Genomic DNA, 21470 nt, shown 5'->3' on the forward strand with positions numbered 1-21470 from the left:
TCTCCTATTCTGACTTATCAATATCTTTCTTCATCTCGTCAACGTTAAATTTGGCAAATAAATACTGGCGATCTTGGACTGGAAAACGTTGGTCCAACTGGTCGACTGCCCCAACCTCGATCATTCCTTCTTTGATAACAAAGTCCATCACATGCCCACCAAAGGTCAAATCATCTGAGATAAAATGCAAATGGTAGCCTGCAACACTCACTCCGTGGAAAATCTCCGGTGTCCAAAATCCAACAATAGTTCCCGATACATTTTCACGGCTATATTCAGGTTGGTGAGTCGCGACATCAGCAAACTTGGTATCAGGAGTGGATTTAGGAATCATCCGTACGTGCATTTGTGAAAATTCGCCATGAATTTTGATGGAACGAAAAAGATTTTCCCCATCATAGTAGGACTCAATTCGCTTTTCCAATTCCTTGTCCGTCATCTCAAAGCGCTGACGAAAAATCACTTCTGCCTGATGAGGGACCACTGCTGCATAGGGAATAAGAGCATCCGCTGCTACCTCAACGATTTCAGGCGTTTGACCAGATCCCTTGGCTTGATAAGCCTTGCCATCAAGGACAATTAACTCCCCATCAATCGAATCAAGGGTTCCCAAACCAAGGTCACCATGTTCCAGCAATTCTCCCACTGTCATGGTTCCACCATAGAGACCTGCCATTAGGGCACCTAGAGTATTGTATTGAAATAATTTTACCGGTTCCTGCACTTTTCTATCCATTCTCTTTCTTATCTTCTTTTCAATGAATCATCATACTTTCTAAGTATACCACATTTGCTCCTAGTTGTGAAAGGGAGAAATGCTTTTCCCATTGCAAAGGAGGTAAAAAAAAGGTACAATGTAACAAAATCAACGGAGGTCTGGAATGAAGAAAGAAAGTAAATACCAAGCAGTCGTTTCCTTTCTAAAAAAGGGGATCGAATCAGGAAAATTCCCAACAGGTAGCCGACTTCCCTCTATCCGTCAACTGAGCCAAGACTTCCACTGTAGCAAGGACACTATCCAACGAGCCCTGCTGGAATTACGCCATGAACAATACCTCTATGCCAAACCCCAAAGTGGCTACTATGTTCTAGAACAAGGACAGCATCAGGACTTGGAAATCGAAGTCACTGACGAACATGCCAGTGCCTATGACGACTTCCGACTCTGCGTCAACGAAACCCTGATAGGCCGAGAAAACTACCTCTTCAACTACTATGACAACCAAGAAGGCCTTGAGGAACTCAGACAATCTGTCCATCAACTTCTCTTTGACCAAGCCCTCTACTGTAAACCCGATCAACTGGTTCTAACTTCTGGCACCCAGCAAGCTCTCTTTATCCTTTCTCAGATTAACTTTCCAAGCGAGGGAACTGAGATTTTGGTCGAACAGCCGACCTACCACCGGATGAATCGCCTCTTGGTCGCTCAAGGGTTGGCCTACCAGACCATTGAACGCCGAATCGATGGCATCAACATGGAAGAACTGGAAAAACAATTCAAATCTAGGAAGATCAAGTTTTTCTACACTATTCCTCGCTTCCACTATCCTCTTGGTCATTCCTATTCTGATCAGGAAAAAAGGGCTATTTTGGATCTAGCAAACCAGTATGGTGTTTACATCGTAGAGGATGACTATTTAGGGGACTTAGATTCTAGAAAGGGCCAAACCTTCCACTATCTGGATACTGAGGATCGGGTCGTTTATATCAAGTCCTTCTCAACTAGTCTCTTTCCAGCCCTTCGTATTACCGCTCTCATTCTCCCAAATGCCCTAAAAGAGGCCTTTGTTTCCTACAAAAATATCCTAGACTATGACAGCAATCTCATCATGCAAAAGGCTCTTTCTCTTTATATCGATAGCCAGTTATTTGAAAAAAACCGACTGGCTCGACTGAGCCTTCAAGAGAACTATCAGGCTCAGATAAAGAAAGTGCTTGAAGAAAACACCTGTCCCTTGCCCCACTATCCTCTACACGATGGCCTTCTGCTTGATTTGAGACACTATCCTAAGATTGCCAGTTTGAAACACAGCTCACTCAAACTAGACTTTTTTGAGAAGGCTTATTTGGATGCCTGTCCTTATCAGTTCGCCAAAGTCACTCTTGAAAATCTAGAAGAGCTATTAGAATACATAAAAGCAGAATTGGATTAAAGTCCAACTCTGCTTTTTCTTATTGTTCAACTTCCGTTAGTTTCGCTGCTTTTTCAAGATAGTTTTGATAGGTTCCGTCATCTTTCAGTTTTTGGATAACCTTATCTACTACCGCTTTCAAGTCTGATTGATCCTTCTTGATAGCAACGGCATTGGCTTCGCCATCTTTCATCGTCAAGTTAACAGATGCAACGACAAGGTCTGAGTTTTTACCTGCGTAGCTAAGAGCAACTGGTTCATCCATATGAACAGCATCCACTTTTCCAGCCTGCAACTCATTGACGGCTTCCCCCATATTGGTCAAGGATGTCAATTGGGCATTTGGCAATTGTTCCTTGACCATGGTTTCTGGCACAGTTCCCTTTTGAGCTGCGATATTTGCACTTGCGAGGCTTGAAAGATCCTTGTATTTGTCTAAATCGGCTTTTCTAACCAAGAAGCTCATTTTGTTTTCATAGTAAGGGATAGAAAAGTCAAAGACTTCCTTTCTCTCATCTGTAGCACTAATTCCTGCTATGGCTAAGTCAGCCTTTCCAGTTTGAAGGCTAGTCAAGACATTGTCAAAACTCATACTAGAGATTTCAAGTTTAACCCCAAGCTCGTCTGCAATTGCTTGAGCCATATCAATATCTGCACCAACCACTTGGTTTTTACCATCTACCAAGGCTTGGAATTCAAACGGTGCATAGTCTGGACTGGTCGCAACGACTAGCTTTCCTTTTTGTTTAATAGCGTCCACAGCAGACTGAGAACTACCCGTTCCTGACTGGCAAGCTACCAAAACCATGCTGGCAAGCATGCTACACACAACTAATATCCATTTCTTAAATTTCATAAATAAACGACCTTTCTGTTAATTCTGAATAATTATAACTCTTTTAAAAATAGTTGTCAACCCTTTTAGAGATTTTGATTGTAAAACAATTCTTTTCATAAAAAAGAAGACTGATTTATTCTAATCAGCCTTTTCTTCTGTATATTTAAACCGTTTCTTATAGTTCGACAATCTTACCCGTTTCAAAGTAAACAACCCATTCACAGATATTTTTTGCGTAGTCTCCGATACGTTCCAAGAAAGAAATGACCTGGAAGTAATCACGGCCTGTAACGATAGCTTCAGGATTTTTCTTAATTTCTTCTGTAGCCAAATCACGGATGCTATCAAAGTAATGGTTGATTTTTTCATCCATCGCCGCTACTTCGTAGGCTTGATCCACAGAACCGTTGAGATAGAGATCTAGAGCTGCTTCAACGAAGTTTTTCACGTCGCGTCCCATCTTTTTAATTTCTTCTTCAACAGAAGGGATACGTTGCTCCCCCTTCATACGAATGGTCGCCTCAGCGATAGACACTGCATGATCTCCCATGCGTTCCACGTCTGACACTGCCTTGAGAACGGTCAAGACGGTACGAAGGTCTTGCGAAACAGGTTGTTGGAGGGCAATCATTTCAAATGATTTCTTTTCCAACTTCACTTCGTATTCATTTACTTCTGCATCGTCTTCGATGACTTCTTTTGCCAAATCACGGTCATGCGTAACAAAGGCACGCACTGTACGATTGATCTGCGAGAGCACTTCTTGTCCCATGGCATAGAACTGGTTATGCAATTTCTCCAAATCTTCTTCAAATTGAGATCGTAACATCATTCAACTCCTTATCCAAATTTTCCTGTAATATAATCTTCTGTTTCCTTGTTTTGTGGGTCTAGGAACATCTTCTTCGTATCGTTAAACTCGATCAAATCCCCATCTAGGAAAAATCCTGTTTTATCAGAGATACGTGAGGCTTGTTGCATCGAACGCGTTACCAAGAGCATGGTGTATTTATCTTTCAGACCATACAAGGTTTCCTCAATCTTACCTGCAGAAATAGGATCCAAAGCTGAAGTTGGTTCATCTAAGAGGATAATTTTCGGACTGGTTGCTAAGACACGAGCAACACAGACACGTTGTTGTTGTCCACCTGAGAGACCAATGGCCGAATCATGCAAACGATCCTTTACTTCATCCCAGATAGAAGCACGTTGCAAGGCCTTTTCTACTGCTTCATCAAGAACTTGCTTATCCTTAACCCCATTGATACGTAGACCATAGACAACATTTTCGTAGATAGACATAGGGAAAGGATTAGGCTGTTGAAAGACCATACCGATTTCCTTACGCAATTCAACCGTATCGGTGCGGGGACTATAGATATTGTGACCATTATAGACTACTGATCCAGTGGTTGTCACCTCAGGATTTAGATCGCCCATGCGGTTGATGGCTTTGAGCAGGGTAGACTTTCCTGATCCAGAAGGACCAATCAAGGCTGTTATTTCCTTAGGTTGGAAAGAAAGGGAAACACTATTCAAGGCCTTCTTTTTATTGTAATAAACGGACAGGTCTGACACCTGTAAAATCGCTTCTGACATACCGTTTCCTTTCTAACCAAAGTGTCCCGTTACATAGTCATTGGTTGACTGTAACTTAGCATTTTGGAAAATATTAGATGTCTTATCATACTCAATCAAATCACCCAAGTAGAAAAATCCTGTGTAGTCACTTGCACGCGCAGCCTGTTGCATACTGTGGGTAACGATGATGATGGTAAAGTCCTTCTTCAATTCGAACATGGTTTCTTCCAGTTGGGCTGTCGCAATCGGATCCAAGGCTGACGCCGGTTCATCCATCAAGAGGATATCTGGCTTGACAGAGATGGCGCGAGCGATACAGAGACGTTGCTGCTGACCTCCAGAAAGCATCAAGGCTGATTTGTGGAGGTCGTCTTTGACCTGGTCCCAAAGGGCAGCCTGTCTTAAAGAGGTTTCTACAATTTCATCAAGTACTTTCTTATCCTTAACACCTGCACGTTCATGAGCAAAAGTGATGTTGCGGTAAATAGACTTGGCAAATGGATTTGGACGTTGGAAGACCATTCCGATATGCTTGCGCATCTCATAGACATTGATTTCTGGACGGTTGACGTCAATCCCTCGGTAGAGGATTTGACCTGTGACCTTGGCAATATCAATGGTATCATTCATCCGATTGAGACTGCGAAGATAGGTAGATTTTCCTGATCCAGAAGGACCAATCAAGGCTGTAATTTTATTTTTTTCAAATTGCATATCGATGCCCTTGATGGATTCATTTTTACCATAGTAAACATGTAAATCCTTAGTAGAGAGGGCCACTTTTTCTTCAGGGAAAGTGATGATATGCTTTTCATCCCAGTTATATTTTGACATGGCTTCTCCTTTAGGCAGCGGTTAATTTCTTGTGTAAATAGCTTCCGAGTTTGCGAGCTCCAAAGTTAAAAATCAAGATAAAGATGAGGAGCACGGCGGCAGAACCAGCAGATACGATGGTAGCATCAGGAATGGTTCCTTCACTGTTGACCTTCCAAATGTGGACAGCCAAGGTTTCTGCTTGACGGAAGATTGAGATGGGACTGGTAACACTGAGGATATTCCAGTTAGACCAGTCAAGAGCTGGAGCGGATTGTCCTGCCGTATAGATAAGAGCGGCGGCCTCACCAAAGATACGGCCAGATGCCAAGACAACACCCGTTACAATACCTGGAAGGGCTTCTGGAATGACGACATGGACTACAGTCTCCCAACGAGAAATTCCAAGAGCCAAACCAGCCTCACGTTGCGTATGGTGAACGTGTTTTAAACTGTCCTCAACATTTCGAGTCATCTGAGGGAGGTTAAAGACCGTCAAGGCCAAGGCACCTGAAATGATTGAAAATCCATACTCAAACTGGACTACAAAGATCAAGTAACCAAAGAGACCCACAACGACTGATGGTAGAGAAGACAAAATCTCAATGCAGGTACGAATAAAATTGGTCACAGGTCCTTTTTTGGCATACTCAGCGAGGAAAACGCCAGCTCCCATAGACAGGGGAACAGAAATGATCAAGGTAATGACCAAAAGGAAGAAGGAATTGTAGAGCTGAATCCCTATACCCCCACCTGCTTGATAAGAGGAGGATTTCCCTGTCAAGAAAGACCAAGAGATATGCGGTAACCCTCTCACCAAGATATAGAGAATCAAGGATGCCAAGATGGCAACGATGATACCCGCGATGGTATAGAGGACAGCTGTTGCAAGTTTATCTAATTTCTTAGCGTGCATAGTTTTTCTTTCCTCTTTCTTTCGTAATCAATTTAATCACACTGTTAAAGGCCAAACTCATCAAGAGCAAGACTAAGGCCAGTGACCAGAGAACGTTATTATCAACCGTTCCCATGACGGTATTTCCGATACCCATAGTCAGTACAGATGTCAAGGTCGCAGCTGGTGTTGTTAACGAGGTTGGGATAACTGCTGAGTTTCCGACTACCATCTGAATAGCAAGGGCTTCACCGAAGGCACGCGCCATCCCAAAGACCACTGCAGTGAAAATACCTGAACGTGCCGCTTTCAAGGTCACACGCCAGATGGTTTGCCAACGAGTGGCTCCCATAGCTAAACTGGCTTCACGGTAATGACGAGGAACAGCACGCAAGCTGTCTGTTGTCATAAAGGTTACAGTTGGTAGGATCATGACAAAGAGAACGAAAATCCCTGACAAGATCCCAAAACCAGTTCCACCAAAGACGCTACGGACAAAAGGCACCACAACTTGCAAACCGATAAATCCATAGACGACTGAAGGAATCCCGACGAGAAGTTCAATGGCTGGTTGCAAGATTTTTGCACCCTTTGGTGATACTTCTGTCATAAAGACTGCAGCACCGATAGCAAAGGGTGTTGCGATGAGGGCTGATAAAATCGTCACAATAAAGGAGCCCAAAATCATCGGAAGGGCACCAAATTGTTTCCCTGAAGGATTCCAAGTTTGTCCAAAGAGGAAATCAAAGATGTTGACCCCATTGACAAAGAAGGTAGATAAGCCTTTTTGGGCTACAAAAATCAAAATCATGGCCACAATGATGACAATCAAAGAAAGGCAGGTGAAGGTCAAACCTTTACCAAACTTCTCAAGGCGAGAGTTCTTTGAAGGAGAGAGTAATTTTTTAGATAATTCTTCTTGATTCATTATTGACCTCCTTCTACTACTGTAACTGTACCTGAAGCATCCTTTTGGACTTTCATTTCATTGATAGAGATATAGCCCATGCCCTTAACAATTCCATTTTGGGCTTCATCTGAGAGGACGAAATTCAGGAATTCAGCAGCTAACTCATTTGGCTGACCAAGTGTGTACATATGTTCATAAGACCACAAAGGCCAGTTGTTGGTCGTTACATTTTCAGATGTAGGTTCATACCCATTCAGTTTCATACTTTTCACGGAGTCATCTACATAGGCAAAGGCTAGATAAGAAATGGCTCCAGGCGTTTGGGATACAATGGACTTGACCATCCCGTTAGAATCCTGTTCTTGGCTCTGCATTGCCGCTTGGCCATTCATAACGACCGTATCAAACGTCGCTCTTGAACCAGAACTTGCTGCTCGGTTGATGATTGAAATGGCCAGGTCTTTGCCCCCAACTTCTTTCCAGTTGGTCACTTCACCTGTAAAGATTTTGCGAAGTTGCTCGGTTGTGAGATTTTCAACATCCACTTCCTTGTTTATAATCACTGCAAGACCAGCCACTGCAACCTTGTGGTCTACCAGAGCTGAAGCATCGATTCCTTCTTTTTCCTCTGCAAAGACGTCAGAGTTCCCGATGTCAACTGCTCCAGACTGGACTTGAGATAGTCCTGTACCCGATCCACCACCTTGAACATTAACTGTTTTTCCGATGTTTCTAGAACCGAATTCATCTGCTGCCGCTTCGACAAGAGGCTGAAGAGCTGTTGAACCAACGGCTGTCATGGATTCTCCACGATCAATCCAGCTAGCACATCCTGCTAGAGAACCTGCCATCAAAAGAGCTGCAAGAGACATGACAAGCTTTTTTCTTTTTTTCACTGTTATTCTCCTTGAACATAATGATAAATGTTCTGATTTCTTCCGTTTGTCCTGATCATCCAATTATCATCAATGATTGTCCCACTTTATTTTATCTAATCATTCTTAGGAGCGGACAATTCCATCGTATAATATAAGTAATAATGAAAGACTATCAGAAAAAACTCATACTTCCACTATAACATAGAATAGGCTCTTTGACTAGCTTTTTCACCTGAATCTGAGCCCTTTTGGATAATAATTTTTCAAAACATTTCCCGTTACCTTGGCAAAGCCTAGTCCGTTTCCTTGAACCACAACTTGGTACCAGCCATTTGGTCGAGCTTCAGACAATTGAACAGTCTCACCAGCCACATATTTTACAAAGTCCTCATCATTGATTTCAACACTTTGTTTTAATTGGCTTGGTTTCAAGGCTAATCCCAGAGCAAAGCTTGGTTCAAAGCGTTTCTTTTTAAAAGTCCCCAGATGAAGTCCATTTCGGGCAATTTTGAGTTTTCCTAGATCAGGTAGCATCTCTGACAGGAGATAGAGCTGATCTCCAAAAGTTTGCAAGATACCAGTTAGATTGTCCCGCAAGTGTTTTTGGGCAAATTCTTGCCACAAATCCAGTTGTTCACGACTGAGATTGCTCTTGCTAGCCTTGAATTTAGGTGCTGGATTTTCTCCCTTAAACTGCAAGTGGGCAACAAACTGGCCTTCTCCCTTGAAATGATGAGGATACATCCGCGCCGTTTCAGGAAGATCAATTCCTGCTACCATACCATTCACATGCTCAACTGGAAGCAATTCAAATTCATAAGTATCCAGCAACCAGTGGACGATTTCTTCATTTTCCTCTGGTGCCCAAGTACAGGTCGAATAGACCAAACGACCACCTTCAGCAAGCATGGTCACTGCATCTTCTAAAATTTCCCTTTGGAGACTAGCGCATTGACTAGGATAATCAGTACTCCAATAATCCATGGCATCTGGCTGCTTACGAAACATGCCTTCACCCGAGCAAGGGGCATCAAGGACAATCACATCAAAGTAACCTTTAAAAACCTTGGCCAAGCGGTCAGCAGATTCATTAGTCACAACAACGTTTGTCGCTCCAAATCGCTCCATATTTTCCACTAAAATCTTAGCACGCTTGCTTGAAATTTCGTTGGAGACAAGGACTCCTTGATTAGCCAGATAAGCTGCTAGTTGAGTGGATTTTCCCCCTGGTGCTGCCGCCAAGTCCAAGACCTTCATGTCAGGTCTTGGTTGAGCTACCTGGGCCACCATTTGGGCTGCAGGCTCTTGCGAATAAACAAGACCTGTCACATGCTCTGGTGACTTCCCTGAGACCTTGCCATAATGTCCCCAAAGTGTATTTGGAATAGCATCAGCAAACGATAACTGACTTTCTTTTAAGGGATTGACCCGAAAAGCCGAAACTGCTTCTTGTTTAAAAGAGGCAAGAAAGTCTCTTGCCTCATCTTCTAGTATCATTTCATATTTTTCAACAAATCCTTCTGGAAATTGCATTTAGTTCTCTTTCCTTTCGTAGATATAAGACTGAATCTCTTCTTGCATCTCGATTGGCACCATCATGACAGGCTGACGCGTTTTAAAATCAGCGGGCTCACCCGATACCGTAAGAAGGCGATAACCCAGACTTTTCCCTAAGATACTGGCCGCAGCGTAATCCCATGGCTGCAGATAGGTAATATAAGTCAGAAGACGACCTGATAAAACCTTGGCAAAACTAATGGCCGCACTGCCGTAGACACGGACACCCAACGCTGCTCGACCCAAATCTGCCAAGCCCCACTCATTGCTTTCAAACATACCTGAGTTACCGGCAACTAAAAATTCTTGAAGAGGTTTCTTTTTAAAAGGCGGTAAGGGCTTATTATTGCGACAAGGAGAAAAGGCACCACCACCATGGTAACAATCACCTTTCATGACATCATAGATGATGCCAAATTCGCCCACACCATCCTCAAAATAAGCCAACATCACGGCAAAATCTTCCTGCTGGGCGACAAAGTTATTGGTACCGTCAATGGGATCAATCACCCAAACGGAACCTTGACCGACTGCAGCACGTAAACAGCCCTCTTCCGCGCAAATCAAATCCTCAGGATAAGTGGACTTGATCCGATCAACCAAGAGTTCCTGGACCTCCTTGTCCAAACGCGTCACCAAGTCTGTAGGGGAAGACTTGCGCTCAACCTGCAAATCTTCTTTCATGTGAGCCAAAATATAGGCAGCAGCTTCCTGAACAATCTGTTTGGCAAATTCAAATTTAGTTTCCAAGAGAAATCTTCCCTTCTCTTTTTTCTTTTGCTAATTGAACTGCATGATAGAAGGAATAACCGCTAGCCGTCTCAAATTCGCGACCTAGGCGCTTTTCTTCACTTTTGCTCGGGACAACAGACTTAAATTCCTTATAGGAATCTAACAGTTTTTTTGCTTCTACCTTATCTTCATAAGCAGCTTCAACATCATTAAAAAAAGAAAGCACTGAAGCAAGTTCTTCAGTGCTCCACGACAAATCTAGTGGGTAACTATACTGTTTGTTCATCTATCCTATACCAGCCCTCAATGTTGCTTCTTTCAATTCTTGTTTACGGTAACTACGAGGGAGAAAAGCACGAATCTCATCTTCATTAAAACCGATCTGCATGCGTTTGGTATCTATAATAATTGGGCGACGCAAAAGACTAGGATATTGCTCAATCAACTGAAGCAACTCCGATACCGAGATACTCTCTACATCAATATCCAATTTTTGAAAAATTTTTGAACGAGTTGAAATGATGTCATCAGTACCATTTTCGGTCAAGGAAAGAATATGTTGTAATTCTTTTCTTGTTAAAGGACTAGTCATAATATTATGCTCTTGAAAGGGCACTTTATGCGTCTCTAACCAAGCCTTTGCCTTACGACATGATGTACAACTCGGTGATAAAAATAGTGTAATCATGCTTTTCTCTTCTTTTATCTATACTTGCTATTTCTATTATACAAAAAAATAAAGCGCTTGACTAGGTATTTTTAGAAAAAAAGCCTATTTTTTCATAGAAAATAGACTGTTTTCTGCAAAAATCTCCTGCTTTGCAAGTTTATCTTTAGGATAACCTAATAATAAATAGGGAGTAGAGCAACTTCTCTCGTTTTTTATTAAAAATACAGAACTTTTTCCACTATTTCCTTGAAGCTTTAACAAAAAGGAAACCAAACATTCCTTCATACAAAGCAAAGAAAAGTAAAAAGGCATGGAGGAAGAAAGTCTCTGGCAAAATCCAAATAACGGGATCCTTTGCTGGATCAAAAAGCCAGGTATCGTCTCCCACAAAGAGAATCTGATGGAAAAGAGTAAAGAATTGCTCAAAACCAATCAACACTCCTACAAGGCCAATGATTAGAGGCAATAGTACTAGAGCTAGGATACTTTTACGATATAGGGGCAAAAAGCCTTTTTTTACAATCTTTCTAACAAAGAAATAGAAACTTGGAAGTGTCACTAGGGCAACTAGCTGAACCAAGTGGAAGAGATTCTTCACCACCGCAAAGTGATGTAGACCTGCCGCTGATGAACGAAAATCTGGCATCTCTAAGACCTGACTAAAGGGATTAGTCAGGTAATTCATCAAGATATGAAAATTGTACTGAATGGTTTCTGGCTTTAGATAGACTCGATCCTCTAAGTTCAGCCACTGAATCTCCATGGGATAGAAAACCCATGCCAGATAAATCGTCAGTAGGATAGACAGGGAGAGGAGAAAGAGCATACTTCCCCAAAAGGTTAGTTTAGTTTTCATCAAAATTCCACTCCGCAAGGCTAGACACCACATGAGTTGGTGCAATTGGTAGGTCAGCCACTTCTTCTGCCTTGGTAAAACCTGTCGTCACCAAGAGAGTTGGAATGCCATTGTCAATTCCTGCTCGGATATCTGTCAGGTAGTTATCCCCGACCATGAGCAATTCTTCTCTTTTCAAGCCCAAGTGCTCAACTGCCTTGTCCATGATAATCGCATTTGGTTTCCCGATATAAACTGGTTTGACCCGTGTTGCTACCTCAAGAAGTGTAATTAGTGAACCAGCACCAGGCAAAAGACCACGTTCCGTCGGGATATTGAGGTCTGGATTGGTTCCGATAAAGTGAGCACCCTTTTGGATAGCTAGGGTTGCTGTGGCAAATTTTTCATAGTCAACTTGCCAGTCCAGTCCAACGACCACATAGGCAGGATTTTCCTTGTCTTCCGCATAACCTGCAGCCTGGATAGCATCCTTGAGTCCTGCTTCTCCGATGACATAGACTGTCTTTTCCAATTCCAAGTCATTCATATAGTCGATGGTTGCCAAGGTTGCCGTGTAGACAGTTGATAAAGGCGTGTTGATATTAAAATTCTTAGCCAACATCTCTTGAACACTCTCAGGAGTTCGGGTTGTATTGTTGGTCACAAAGAGGTAGGGAATTTCTCTTTTTTGTAACTCATGGACAAAAGCCTCTCCTGTCGGAATTCGGTCTTTCCCCTTGTAAATGGTTCCATCTAAATCAATTAAATAACCTTTATAAGTCATATCGTCCTTTCTAATTGCCTTCAATTTCTTGCCAAGTAATCATAGCTTGGGCATTAATCTCGCCATCACTGATAATCTCATGCTTGCTTTCTAGTCCCTTGAGTTCATAAGCTGAAGCAATCATGCCACCCGGTCGCACTTCTTTGACATATTTGAGATTGATTTTCTTTGGAATATACTTGGTCAAAAAATCTGCTCCCATAACCTCAAAAATCCAATCCAGGTATTTACTGTTATTAACATGACCATTCATATCCAAGTCGTAAAAACGAACATGGTAGTCTTTACTGATCGGATCTTCTAGATTTGCATATTTTGGCCCGCGGATGAGTTTTTTATCAAATTCAGACTGGTAAGGCGCAACAATCTCCGGTTCGACAGCATGAACTTTCCGACTGTCCCTGTCCATGAGAACAAAGGTTGCTACCATGCGAATGATTTCTTTACCTGCTTCATCATAGATAGTGAAACGGCGGTAGCAAAAAAGACGATTGTAAGTCAATGCTTCTGTTTCAATCGTAATCTCCTCAGCAAAGCGAGGCAAGCGAACCACGTCAATCGCATAGTCTGTAATAATCCAGACTAGATTGTAGCGCTCCAACACGTCCTTGTCGCTAACTCCCAGTTCAATCGACTGCACACCTGATACCTGCAAGGAGAGCAAAATCACATCTGGAAGTTTGATATGACCGTTCATGTCCGCCATATCAAAAGGAATTTTCATTTTCATTTGATAAGTTAAGCCCATTGTTCTACTCCAAAATAAATCGTTCTGCTACAGTGTCTCCCAAGAAGAGACCTCTCTTTGTCATTCGGACACGATCACCGTCTATCTGCATAAGTCCTTGTTGAACCAAGTCTCTGATGATCTCGCCATAAAGTCTATCAAAGGACCGTCCAAATTTCTCCTCAAATCGCGCCATGGAAACCCCGGATTTTTTCCGGAGACCTAGGAACATTTCTTCTTCCATCTGCTCCCTTTGACTCAGGTGTTCTTCTGTAATCCGAGCATTTCCTGCCTCTACCGCATTGAGATAGTGGCGGATAGGACCGTGGTTTTTATAACGCACCCCGTTCACATAACCCGAAGCACCCGCACCGATACCATAATACTCGGCATTGTCCCAGTACATGAGATTGTGGCGACTTTCAAAGCCTGGCTTGGAGAAATTGGAAATCTCATAATGCTCAAAACCAGATCGCTCCAGTTCTGCGATGATGTACTCAAACATCTCCGCTTCCAGTTCCTCCTTGGGTAGGGGCAACTTCCCTCGTCGCATGCGGTTCATAAAGACCGTATGATTTTCCAAAATCAAGCTATAAAGACTCATATGAGGAATATCAAGCGAGATAGCCTTAGCCATATTTTCCTTGACCTGATCCATAGTTTGACCAGGTAGAGCGTAAATCAAATCGATGGAAATATTGTCAAAACCGACCAGTTTGAGGCGGTCGATATTTTCATAAATATCCTTCTCCAAGTGACTACGCCCGATCTTTTTCAGCATTTTATCATCAAAAGTCTGCACACCCAAGGAAACACGATTGACTGGCGACTGTTTCAAAACCGCAATCTTATCCGCGTCCAAGTCTCCTGGGTTTGCTTCAATCGTCAACTCTTCCAAGACAGACAAGTCTAGATTTTTAGTCAAGCCATCCAGGAGCACTTCTAATTGCGGAGCTGACAAAGCCGTTGGCGTCCCACCTCCAATGTAGAGAGTTCGCAACTTTTGGATATCATAAGAATGAAACTCTTCTAGCAGATGCTCCAGGTAACTATCTACTGGTTGATTCTTGATAAATACTTTTGAAAAGTCGCAATAATAACAAATCTGTGTGCAAAATGGAATATGCACGTAGGCGGACGTTGGTTTTTTCTGCATAGTATTTATTATACCACAAAGACAGGCTTGCAGATAAAAATCACCATCTCCCAAAACCAGAGATGGTGATACCTTATACTTCAGTAATATCGATGATGATTTCTTCTTGGTCTTCAGCAACGTCTGGAGTTGTTGACTGTTCTTGCCACTGCTCCTTGAGATTGTTAAAGGTTTCCTTTGACGCTTCTGTCGCTTGTCGAGCACAGTTTTTAGCTTGGTCAAGGACACTATCAAAAGTGATTTCACCAGATTCTACTTGTTCCTTTGTTTTCAGCACAAAGTCAGTTGCCTGTTCCTTCACTTCTGTTAGTTTTTCACAAACCTGCTCTCTAGCATATTCTGGATCTTCTCTCAAATCATCTAGAAAATCCTGAGCTTGACTACAAACTTGCTTACCCTTGTCACTGGTTAAGAACAAAGCAAGAGCAGCACCTGAAACTGTTCCTAAAAGGATAGAGGATAGTTTTCCCATAAGATTTCTCCTTTTTTATTTTTTGAAAAATTTACTTGCGACACGAAGAGCGGACAAGCCTGCACCTGTTTTGATGGTCTTTGAACCAGCAGATGAAGCTTTTTTGCCTAAAACACGCGCATGTTGGTTGAGATCAGATACTGACTCTGACAAGTCTGCCACCGCCGTAAAGAGTGGATCAATCGTCGCAACTTTGATATTGATATCGTCTGCTAACACATTGACCTTAACCAACAATTCATTGGTCTGATGCAAGGTAACGTTCACATCTGAGCTTAGCGTTTTGATGGTTTTCTCTGTTTCATCAATCATACGACCTGCTTTTTGAATCGTGATTGTCAAATAGACTAAACAGACAATCAAAGCAATCGCAACAAGTATATATGCAACTTCTAACATTTATTTTTCCTCCTCTGTATGATAGAAAGGTGCTTTCTTTCGATTTTGATAAAGTATGATAAAAATACCGAGTCCGATAAGGATAACTGATAACCATTGGGAAACTCGCAGACCAAAGAACATGAGGCTGTCTGTCCGCATTCCTTCGATAATCATACGACCAAAACCATACCAAATCAAGTAGAAAGCAGTGATATGACCACGTCTGATTCCCTTCAATTTTCGTCTAAAAATCAGAATCAAAGCAAATCCAATCAGATTCCAAACCGACTCATATAAGAAGGTCGGCTGACGGTAGCTACCATCAATGTACATCTGGTCACGAATGAAGCCCGGCAAATAATCCAAACTATCTACTGCTGCACCGTAGGCTTCTTGGTTAAAGAAGTTCCCCCAGCGCCCTAAACTCTGGGCAACCATGACGCTCGGTGCTGCAATATCTAAGAAATCCCAAGTATTAATCAGCTTTCTATCTGCAAAGATATAAAGGACAATAGCCCCTGCTATCAAACCTCCATAAATGGCCAAACCACCATTCCAAATGGCGATGATTTCACCTGGATTTTGCAGATAATAATCTAAGCGAAAGAGCACGTAGTATAGTCTAGCACCTAAAATAGCTACCGGAAAAGCAATCAGGATAAAATCCAAAATATCATCTGATAGAATTTTCTTTTTAGGAGCTTCTTTCATAGCAAGATAGACTGCCAGAACCAGACCAGCTACAATACACAAAGCATACCAACGAATAGCAAAGGGGCCAATTTCAAATGCGACTGGATTAATCATGTTTCACCTCATTTTGAGCGATTAGATTTGTCAAGCGTTCTTCAAATAAACGTGTCGCATCAAAGCCCATTTCTTTAGCGCGGTAGTTCATGGCAGCCGCCTCAATAACAACGGAGATATTGCGTCCTGTTTTTACTGGGATGCGGATACGCGGAATCGTTACACCAGAAACTTCGAGTTCTTCGGCATTGTTTCCAAGACGATCAAAGGTCTTATGTGTATCATAATTTTCCAAATAAACTGCTAGCTGAACTTGTGAAGAATCTTTTACAGCACTCGCACCATAAAGACTCATGATATCGATAATCCCAACTCCACGAATCTCAAGCAAATGCTTCAAGATTTCAGCAGGTTCGCCCCAAAGAGTCATCTCATCCTTAGAATAAATATCTACACGATCGTCTGCTACTAGACGGTGTCCACGCTTCACAAGCTCAAGACCTGTCTCACTCTTACCGATACCGCTATCTCCTTGGATCAAGACACCCATGCCATAGATATCCATCAAGACACCATGCACGCTAGTACGTTTAGCCAAACGGGAATCAAGGTAGCTAGAAAGTTCTCCAGATAAACGACTGGTTGCTGTTCGACTGGTTAAAATCGCAATCTTGCATTCTCTAGCAGCCCTCAACATTTCCTCTGGCACTACCAGACCACGAGCCACGATAACAGCAGGTGTTTCAGGTAGAAACATTTTCTTCAAAACTTGATAACGGTTCTGGGCAGGCATGGCAACTAAATAGGACCACTCCTTCATCCCTAACAGCTGAATCCGTTCTGGTGTATAGTAATCAAAATAGCCCGTCATTTCAAGACCAGGTCTCATAATGTCCGCAGTATTGATTTCTTTTTCAAGTAATTCGCCTTCACCATAGACAATATCTAGTCTGAGTTTTTCAATGACATCTCTTACTAAAACCGACATAATTTCCTCCTTCAATCGAGTTCTCCCTACTATTATATCAGATTGTAGTTGGAAGTTTCCTTTTTTTGCAGGATTTACAGTATTTATTTGATGTTTCTTGGGGAAAGATTTGGCTAGGAAGTCTTTTCGTACTCCTTCAAATTAACCGAGACAAATCTACTGCAAATCGGTCAACATCTATCACCAAATCCCTTCCAGATTTTGCTAAGTAAATCCTTGGAAGACCTTTTGTTAATATTCTATTTGCATCAGCCATATCTTGAGGATAGGTATAGAACTGTTGACCTTTTGGGAACTGATTTTGGACTTGCCATTCTTCAAACTCCTTCAAAAAAGTCTTATGAGATGGCATACTGACTTCTTCGAACAAGGAATGGTCAAAAAATCGTACCAAACGATATAGACCATGAATCTCATCCGCAAAGCACTTATCAATCTTTTCATAGGGGTAACCTCGCCTCTGATAAGCTTGACATAAGTTTTGTAAGGACTCACTTAATGCAACTGCATCTTTTCTTGCCAAACTTATAAAATACCGAACAGAAAATTCTTCCATGCCAGTTCGTTTTTTCTTCCCTAAAAACTGTTGTGCACGCAAGAGAGACTCGGATAATCTTTCTTCATCTTGATAATAAAGAGCGTATAAAAGATTCATCACATTTTCTGGATAATAGGTTCCTTTCAACAAGGGTAAATCTTTGGGGATGAATGATGGAATGGCTGAAAAATCGTTACAAGCAAAAGAGGTAAACAAGCCTTTCAAAATTCCATCTGTGTAGATAGTTCCACTTGCCAACAAACCGCCTCTCAGCAGCTCGGTTCTTCCTGTTTGCCATAGAGCGTTGTTTAACTGCTTATAATCCCCATCTAAAAACGCCGCATAATAGGCAAAATATTGAATATCATCTAGCAATAAGCTACTGTACAATTTTACTCTTAAAACCTTGTCAGACAATACTTTTGAATCGGTCAAATACTTTTCAAAAATTCTTTGGTTTGACTCTTCAAATTCCTTCCAATCTATCGGATCAGCACAATAACCCCAATCTTCCAAGTGATTTTCACGCATCTTTTGATATTCTTTTATATACTCTCTCATAACAATTTCTTCCTCTAAACATTGTGCAAAAAAAGACTAGACAAGTCTAGCCTTTCATTTCAAATTAGAATTTTTTACGTTTACGAGCTGCTTCTGATTTACGTTTACGTTTTACAGAAGGTTTTTCATAGAATTCACGTTTGCGTGTTTCTTGAAGAGTACCAGCTTTAGTAACCGCACGTTTGAAACGACGAAGTGCATCGTCAAGAGATTCATTCTTACGTACTACTGTTTTAGACATTTTTTTCACTCCCTTCAAGTTCAAGATCTATTTCATTTTACACGCAAAATGAATATTTGTCAAGGGAAAACCTACATTTATTCCGATTTTCCGATTCAATAATTACTTTCTTGCCTATACTTTATCAAATCCACCAATTTTTACATCAAATCATACAACTTTGTTACTGCTTGTTCAAAAGGTTCAATATATTCCCAATATTCATCAGGAAGATTCGAAATCTTACTCAAGTCATTGCTGTCAAAATGATATACCAGATGACGAAGAATTTGATTTTCAATAAAATGCAAATCCCTCATCTGATCTATACTAATAGAATCGAGCTTTTCTACGTAGCGACATAAATCAGCTAGCGACTGCGAATCAAATACTTTTTCCTCGTGTAAATAATAGAGAAAGCTTTTGTTTTCAGCTTTTTTATTATCTTCTATCAAATTCCTATTCTTCGTATTCATTCCGATCCCTCCTGTAAAAGATTTTAAAAAAGCTACTTTTTAACAAATCCTTTACTAATTTTATAAAAGATCCACGCTCCCTTTCTTTGACTAGTTACGAGCTCAAATCCTACTGATAACAAGAATCGTCTAAATGCTTCTTCGCTTTGGACCTCTGGTAAAAAGTAAGACAACTTGTTATATTCACAAGCCAGTAAGAGCATCCCGTCTGATTTGAGTATTCTTCGAAGTTCCATAAAAGAAGCCTCTAGGTCCCTCCAATGAAAATGAGTTTGAAAGGCTGTGATTAAATCAACACTTTCATCAGAAAATCCTGTCTCACTAACATCTCTTCGTTCAAAATTTAGATTAGTCATCTCTATCTGTTTGGCTTGAGCTATTGCAGTATCTGAAATATCGATTCCAGTTATGGTACTTTGCGGAAAAGTTTCTTTCAGTAGGATGGTTGAACGACCATTTCCAACTCCCACATCTAAGATTACAGGGTAAAATGTCCTATCCAGATGACGAATTGCCCATACAAACATGGGGAGGTAGGCTCTATTCCACAATTTCATCATTCGTTTTCCTAGAAAGCCCGAAGGGTTCTTTGATTGCTGAATTAAGCGACTAAATAGTAACATTAAAAGTAAAAAACAAATAAAACCAATTATATAAATCAAAATCGATCCTCCTCGTATAGCTATATTATACCACTTTAGTAAAATTGTGAATAATTGATGCAAAATAATTAAACGATTTTTAAACCAATTACCAAAAAGAGAGAACCATTTGGTTCTCTCTTTCTGTTAGACTGACATCTTCTTAGATAGTAATGAATGTAATCATTTCAATCAAGTATCTAAAACAACTTACTTGATGACTTTCTCCACTAATTATTCTTCCTCAGATTTTTTTCTTTGAGCTAGAGAAATTAATCCCATACCTGATAAAGCAGCCAATAGACCAGCTGTCAAGTGAGATGTCTCCTCAGAACCCGTATTTGGAAGAGTTTTAGCAGTTCTTTCTTCTGTAATACCTTGTTGTTCTGGATTTTCAACTACAGGAAGTTCTACTACGGTTGGAGTATAGAATCCTAAAATGATATTTCCATTGCGATCTTTACGGATCACTTTCACACCTTTGGCTTGTCCTACAAAGTCTGCCTCAGGGGTGAAGGTGACGGTGCCATCTGGTGAGATTACATAAGTTCCTTCACCTGGAACGACTTTTTCAGTTGTTCCATCTTCAAAGGTTGGCGGAACTGTCAGATCGACATCACCTGTAAAGTTTGGTTTACCAGTCTGAGTTTGACCTTTAAGACCTTCTGATGTCGCATCACTCACTTGTGTTTGTCCAAGGACAGTTGGCGTATAATGAGCAATAACTACATTTCCATACATATCCAAACGTTTCACAACCAATCCTTTAGCTGTACCAACAAAGTCTGGTTCTGGAGTAAAGGTAATCTTACCATCTTTATCAATTGTATAGCTTCCTTCACCTGGAACAACCATAGTCGTGCTACCATCCTCAAATGTTGGTGGAACAGTCGAATCAATATGTCCTTCAAACACTGGTGTTGCCACTTGTGGTTGGCCTTTTGCTCCTGTAGAAGCCGTGTCATGACCAGTAGACGGATCTACAACTGTTGGACGATAAGTCGCAGTAACTGAGGTACCATTCTTATCCTTACGGACAATCGCTACGCCGGTCCCTTTTCCTACAAAATTAGCTTCTGGAGTGAAGGTGACGGTGCCATCTGGTGAGATTGCGTAAGTTCCTTCACCTGGAATCACTTTTTCAGTTGAGCCATCTTCAAAGGTTGGTACCACAGTTTCATCAATTGGAACCAGTGGATCGCCACCTTGGAAGGTTGGAGTACCTGTTTGTACAAGTCCCTTAATATTTTCAGAGGAAGCATCCTTACCAATTGGTGTTACTTTCGTATACTCTGGACTATAAGTCGCAGTGACTGGGGTACCGTTCTTATCCACACGTTTCACTGTAACTGGATCTGGGTTTCCGACAAACTGCTTGTCTGGAGTGAAGGTTACTGTGCCGTCTGGTGCAATCGTGTAAGTTCCTTGTCCTGGAATAGACTTCTCTTTGCTTCCATCTGCGAAGGTTGGCTCGACCGTTTCATCGATTGGAACCAGTGGATCACCACCTTGGAAAGTTGGAGTGCCTGTTTGTGGAAGGCCTTGAGGACCTGTGCTAGTTGCACCAGTTCCTATAGGAGTGACCTTAGTGAATTCTGGACTGTAAGTTGCAGTGACTGGAGTGCCGTTCTTATCCACGCGTTTCACGGTGACTGGATCTGGTTTGCCTACAAACTGTTTGTCTGGAGTGAAGGTCACTGTTCCGTCTGGTGCAATCGTGTAGGTTCCTTGTCCTGGAATGGTCTTCTCTTTGCTTCCATCTTCGAAGGTTGGCTCGACCGTTTCATCAATTGGAACCAGTGGATCACCACCTTGGAAAGTTGGAGTGCCTGTTTGTGGAAGGCCTTGAGGACCTGTGCTAGTTGCACCAGTTCCTGTTGGGGTCACTTTCGTAAACTCTGGACTGTAGGTCGCAGTAACTGGAGTGCCATTCTTATC

At 41.6% G+C, this 21470-nt stretch carries 26 protein-coding genes; 1 reads left to right on the forward strand and 25 read right to left on the reverse strand.

Annotated elements, in window-relative coordinates; all coding sequences use genetic code 11:
- Positions 1 to 4 precede the first annotated feature (4 nt).
- Complete coding sequence (gene budA / locus M1F63_RS06200; protein ID WP_000375405.1) at positions 5 to 736, reverse strand: acetolactate decarboxylase; 732 nt, start codon at positions 734 to 736, stop codon at positions 5 to 7.
- 145 nt (positions 737 to 881) lie between these two features.
- Between budA and M1F63_RS06205 the strand changes: the two genes are divergently transcribed.
- Complete coding sequence (locus M1F63_RS06205; RefSeq protein WP_247940982.1) at positions 882 to 2153, forward strand: aminotransferase-like domain-containing protein; 1272 nt, start codon at positions 882 to 884, stop codon at positions 2151 to 2153.
- A 19-nt stretch (positions 2154 to 2172) separates the two neighbouring features.
- Here the strand turns inward: M1F63_RS06205 and M1F63_RS06210 are convergent, their stop codons facing one another.
- The 24 genes from M1F63_RS06210 to M1F63_RS06325 all read right to left on the reverse strand — a co-directional run.
- Positions 2173 to 2988, reverse strand: coding sequence for an ABC transporter substrate-binding protein (locus M1F63_RS06210; RefSeq protein ID WP_025171553.1), 816 nt, complete (start codon positions 2986 to 2988; stop codon positions 2173 to 2175).
- Between the two features lie 157 nt (positions 2989 to 3145).
- Positions 3146 to 3799, reverse strand: coding sequence for a phosphate signaling complex protein PhoU (gene phoU, locus M1F63_RS06215; protein ID WP_000946468.1), 654 nt, complete (start codon positions 3797 to 3799; stop codon positions 3146 to 3148).
- Between the two features lie 11 nt (positions 3800 to 3810).
- Positions 3811 to 4569 carry a phosphate ABC transporter ATP-binding protein PstB gene (pstB, locus tag M1F63_RS06220; RefSeq protein WP_001287329.1) on the reverse strand — a complete coding sequence of 253 codons (759 nt, stop codon included), beginning with the start codon at positions 4567 to 4569 and terminating at the stop codon, positions 3811 to 3813.
- A 12-nt stretch (positions 4570 to 4581) separates the two neighbouring features.
- Positions 4582 to 5385 carry a phosphate ABC transporter ATP-binding protein PstB gene (pstB, locus tag M1F63_RS06225; protein WP_247940983.1) on the reverse strand — a complete coding sequence of 268 codons (804 nt, stop codon included), beginning with the start codon at positions 5383 to 5385 and terminating at the stop codon, positions 4582 to 4584.
- A 10-nt stretch (positions 5386 to 5395) separates the two neighbouring features.
- Positions 5396 to 6280, reverse strand: a complete 885-nt coding sequence (gene pstA / locus M1F63_RS06230) for a phosphate ABC transporter permease PstA (RefSeq protein ID WP_000543050.1) — start codon at positions 6278 to 6280, stop codon at positions 5396 to 5398.
- Entirely contained in the window at positions 6270 to 7187 is a 918-nt protein-coding gene (gene pstC, locus M1F63_RS06235) for a phosphate ABC transporter permease subunit PstC (protein ID WP_001070951.1), read from the reverse strand. Before pstC ends, pstA begins: the two co-directional genes overlap by 11 nt.
- Positions 7187 to 8065 (reverse strand): phosphate ABC transporter substrate-binding protein PstS, encoded by an 879-nt coding sequence (locus M1F63_RS06240; RefSeq protein ID WP_247940984.1) that lies wholly within the window; start codon positions 8063 to 8065, stop codon positions 7187 to 7189. The genes pstC and M1F63_RS06240 overlap by 1 nt, the downstream gene beginning before the upstream one ends.
- Positions 8066 to 8275: 210 nt before the next feature.
- Positions 8276 to 9580, reverse strand: coding sequence for an RsmF rRNA methyltransferase first C-terminal domain-containing protein (locus M1F63_RS06245; protein WP_247940985.1), 1305 nt, complete (start codon positions 9578 to 9580; stop codon positions 8276 to 8278).
- The gene (locus tag M1F63_RS06250) at positions 9581 to 10354 is read right to left on the reverse strand and encodes an inositol monophosphatase family protein (RefSeq protein WP_125389301.1); all 774 of its coding nucleotides are present in this window, start codon (positions 10352 to 10354) and stop codon (positions 9581 to 9583) included.
- Positions 10344 to 10622, reverse strand: a complete 279-nt coding sequence (locus M1F63_RS06255; RefSeq protein ID WP_001041959.1) for a UPF0223 family protein — start codon at positions 10620 to 10622, stop codon at positions 10344 to 10346. The genes M1F63_RS06250 and M1F63_RS06255 overlap by 11 nt, the downstream gene beginning before the upstream one ends.
- Complete coding sequence (locus tag M1F63_RS06260; RefSeq protein WP_000631261.1) at positions 10623 to 11024, reverse strand: Spx/MgsR family RNA polymerase-binding regulatory protein; 402 nt, start codon at positions 11022 to 11024, stop codon at positions 10623 to 10625.
- A 220-nt stretch (positions 11025 to 11244) separates the two neighbouring features.
- Positions 11245 to 11862: a TIGR01906 family membrane protein gene (locus tag M1F63_RS06265; RefSeq protein WP_049500826.1), complete on the reverse strand. Its 618-nt coding sequence runs from the start codon at positions 11860 to 11862 to the stop codon at positions 11245 to 11247.
- The gene (locus M1F63_RS06270) at positions 11852 to 12625 is read right to left on the reverse strand and encodes a TIGR01457 family HAD-type hydrolase (protein WP_070534572.1); all 774 of its coding nucleotides are present in this window, start codon (positions 12623 to 12625) and stop codon (positions 11852 to 11854) included. The genes M1F63_RS06265 and M1F63_RS06270 overlap by 11 nt, the downstream gene beginning before the upstream one ends.
- A gap of 10 nt (positions 12626 to 12635) precedes the next feature.
- Positions 12636 to 13373, reverse strand: a complete 738-nt coding sequence (locus M1F63_RS06275) for an acyl-[acyl-carrier-protein] thioesterase (protein WP_070800189.1) — start codon at positions 13371 to 13373, stop codon at positions 12636 to 12638.
- 4 nt (positions 13374 to 13377) lie between these two features.
- Positions 13378 to 14508 (reverse strand): radical SAM family heme chaperone HemW, encoded by a 1131-nt coding sequence (gene hemW, locus M1F63_RS06280; protein WP_070534567.1) that lies wholly within the window; start codon positions 14506 to 14508, stop codon positions 13378 to 13380.
- 73 nt (positions 14509 to 14581) lie between these two features.
- Positions 14582 to 14980, reverse strand: a complete 399-nt coding sequence (locus M1F63_RS06285; RefSeq protein ID WP_000517391.1) for a YtxH domain-containing protein — start codon at positions 14978 to 14980, stop codon at positions 14582 to 14584.
- Between the two features lie 15 nt (positions 14981 to 14995).
- Positions 14996 to 15379: a DUF948 domain-containing protein gene (locus tag M1F63_RS06290; RefSeq protein ID WP_000895033.1), complete on the reverse strand. Its 384-nt coding sequence runs from the start codon at positions 15377 to 15379 to the stop codon at positions 14996 to 14998.
- Complete coding sequence (gene lgt / locus M1F63_RS06295; protein WP_000609709.1) at positions 15380 to 16168, reverse strand: prolipoprotein diacylglyceryl transferase; 789 nt, start codon at positions 16166 to 16168, stop codon at positions 15380 to 15382.
- Complete coding sequence (gene hprK / locus M1F63_RS06300; RefSeq protein ID WP_000115190.1) at positions 16161 to 17096, reverse strand: HPr(Ser) kinase/phosphatase; 936 nt, start codon at positions 17094 to 17096, stop codon at positions 16161 to 16163. The genes lgt and hprK overlap by 8 nt, the downstream gene beginning before the upstream one ends.
- A 136-nt stretch (positions 17097 to 17232) precedes the next feature.
- Complete coding sequence (locus M1F63_RS06305) at positions 17233 to 18195, reverse strand: hypothetical protein (protein ID WP_247940986.1); 963 nt, start codon at positions 18193 to 18195, stop codon at positions 17233 to 17235.
- A gap of 64 nt (positions 18196 to 18259) precedes the next feature.
- Positions 18260 to 18436, reverse strand: a complete 177-nt coding sequence (gene rpsU, locus M1F63_RS06310; protein ID WP_000048054.1) for a 30S ribosomal protein S21 — start codon at positions 18434 to 18436, stop codon at positions 18260 to 18262.
- Positions 18437 to 18576: 140 nt separating this feature from the next.
- A complete protein-coding gene (locus M1F63_RS06315) occupies positions 18577 to 18891 on the reverse strand; it encodes a hypothetical protein (protein WP_247940987.1) in 315 nt (104 codons plus the stop codon).
- 32 nt (positions 18892 to 18923) lie between these two features.
- Positions 18924 to 19553, reverse strand: coding sequence for a class I SAM-dependent methyltransferase (locus tag M1F63_RS06320; RefSeq protein ID WP_247940988.1), 630 nt, complete (start codon positions 19551 to 19553; stop codon positions 18924 to 18926).
- A 213-nt stretch (positions 19554 to 19766) separates the two neighbouring features.
- The coding region (locus M1F63_RS06325; RefSeq protein WP_247940989.1) for an LPXTG cell wall anchor domain-containing protein at positions 19767 to 21470 on the reverse strand (1704 nt) is incomplete at its 5' end.

This window comes from Streptococcus oralis (genome assembly GCF_023109155.1).
In the GTDB taxonomy this organism is placed as follows: Bacteria; Bacillota; Bacilli; order Lactobacillales; family Streptococcaceae; genus Streptococcus; species Streptococcus oralis_BZ.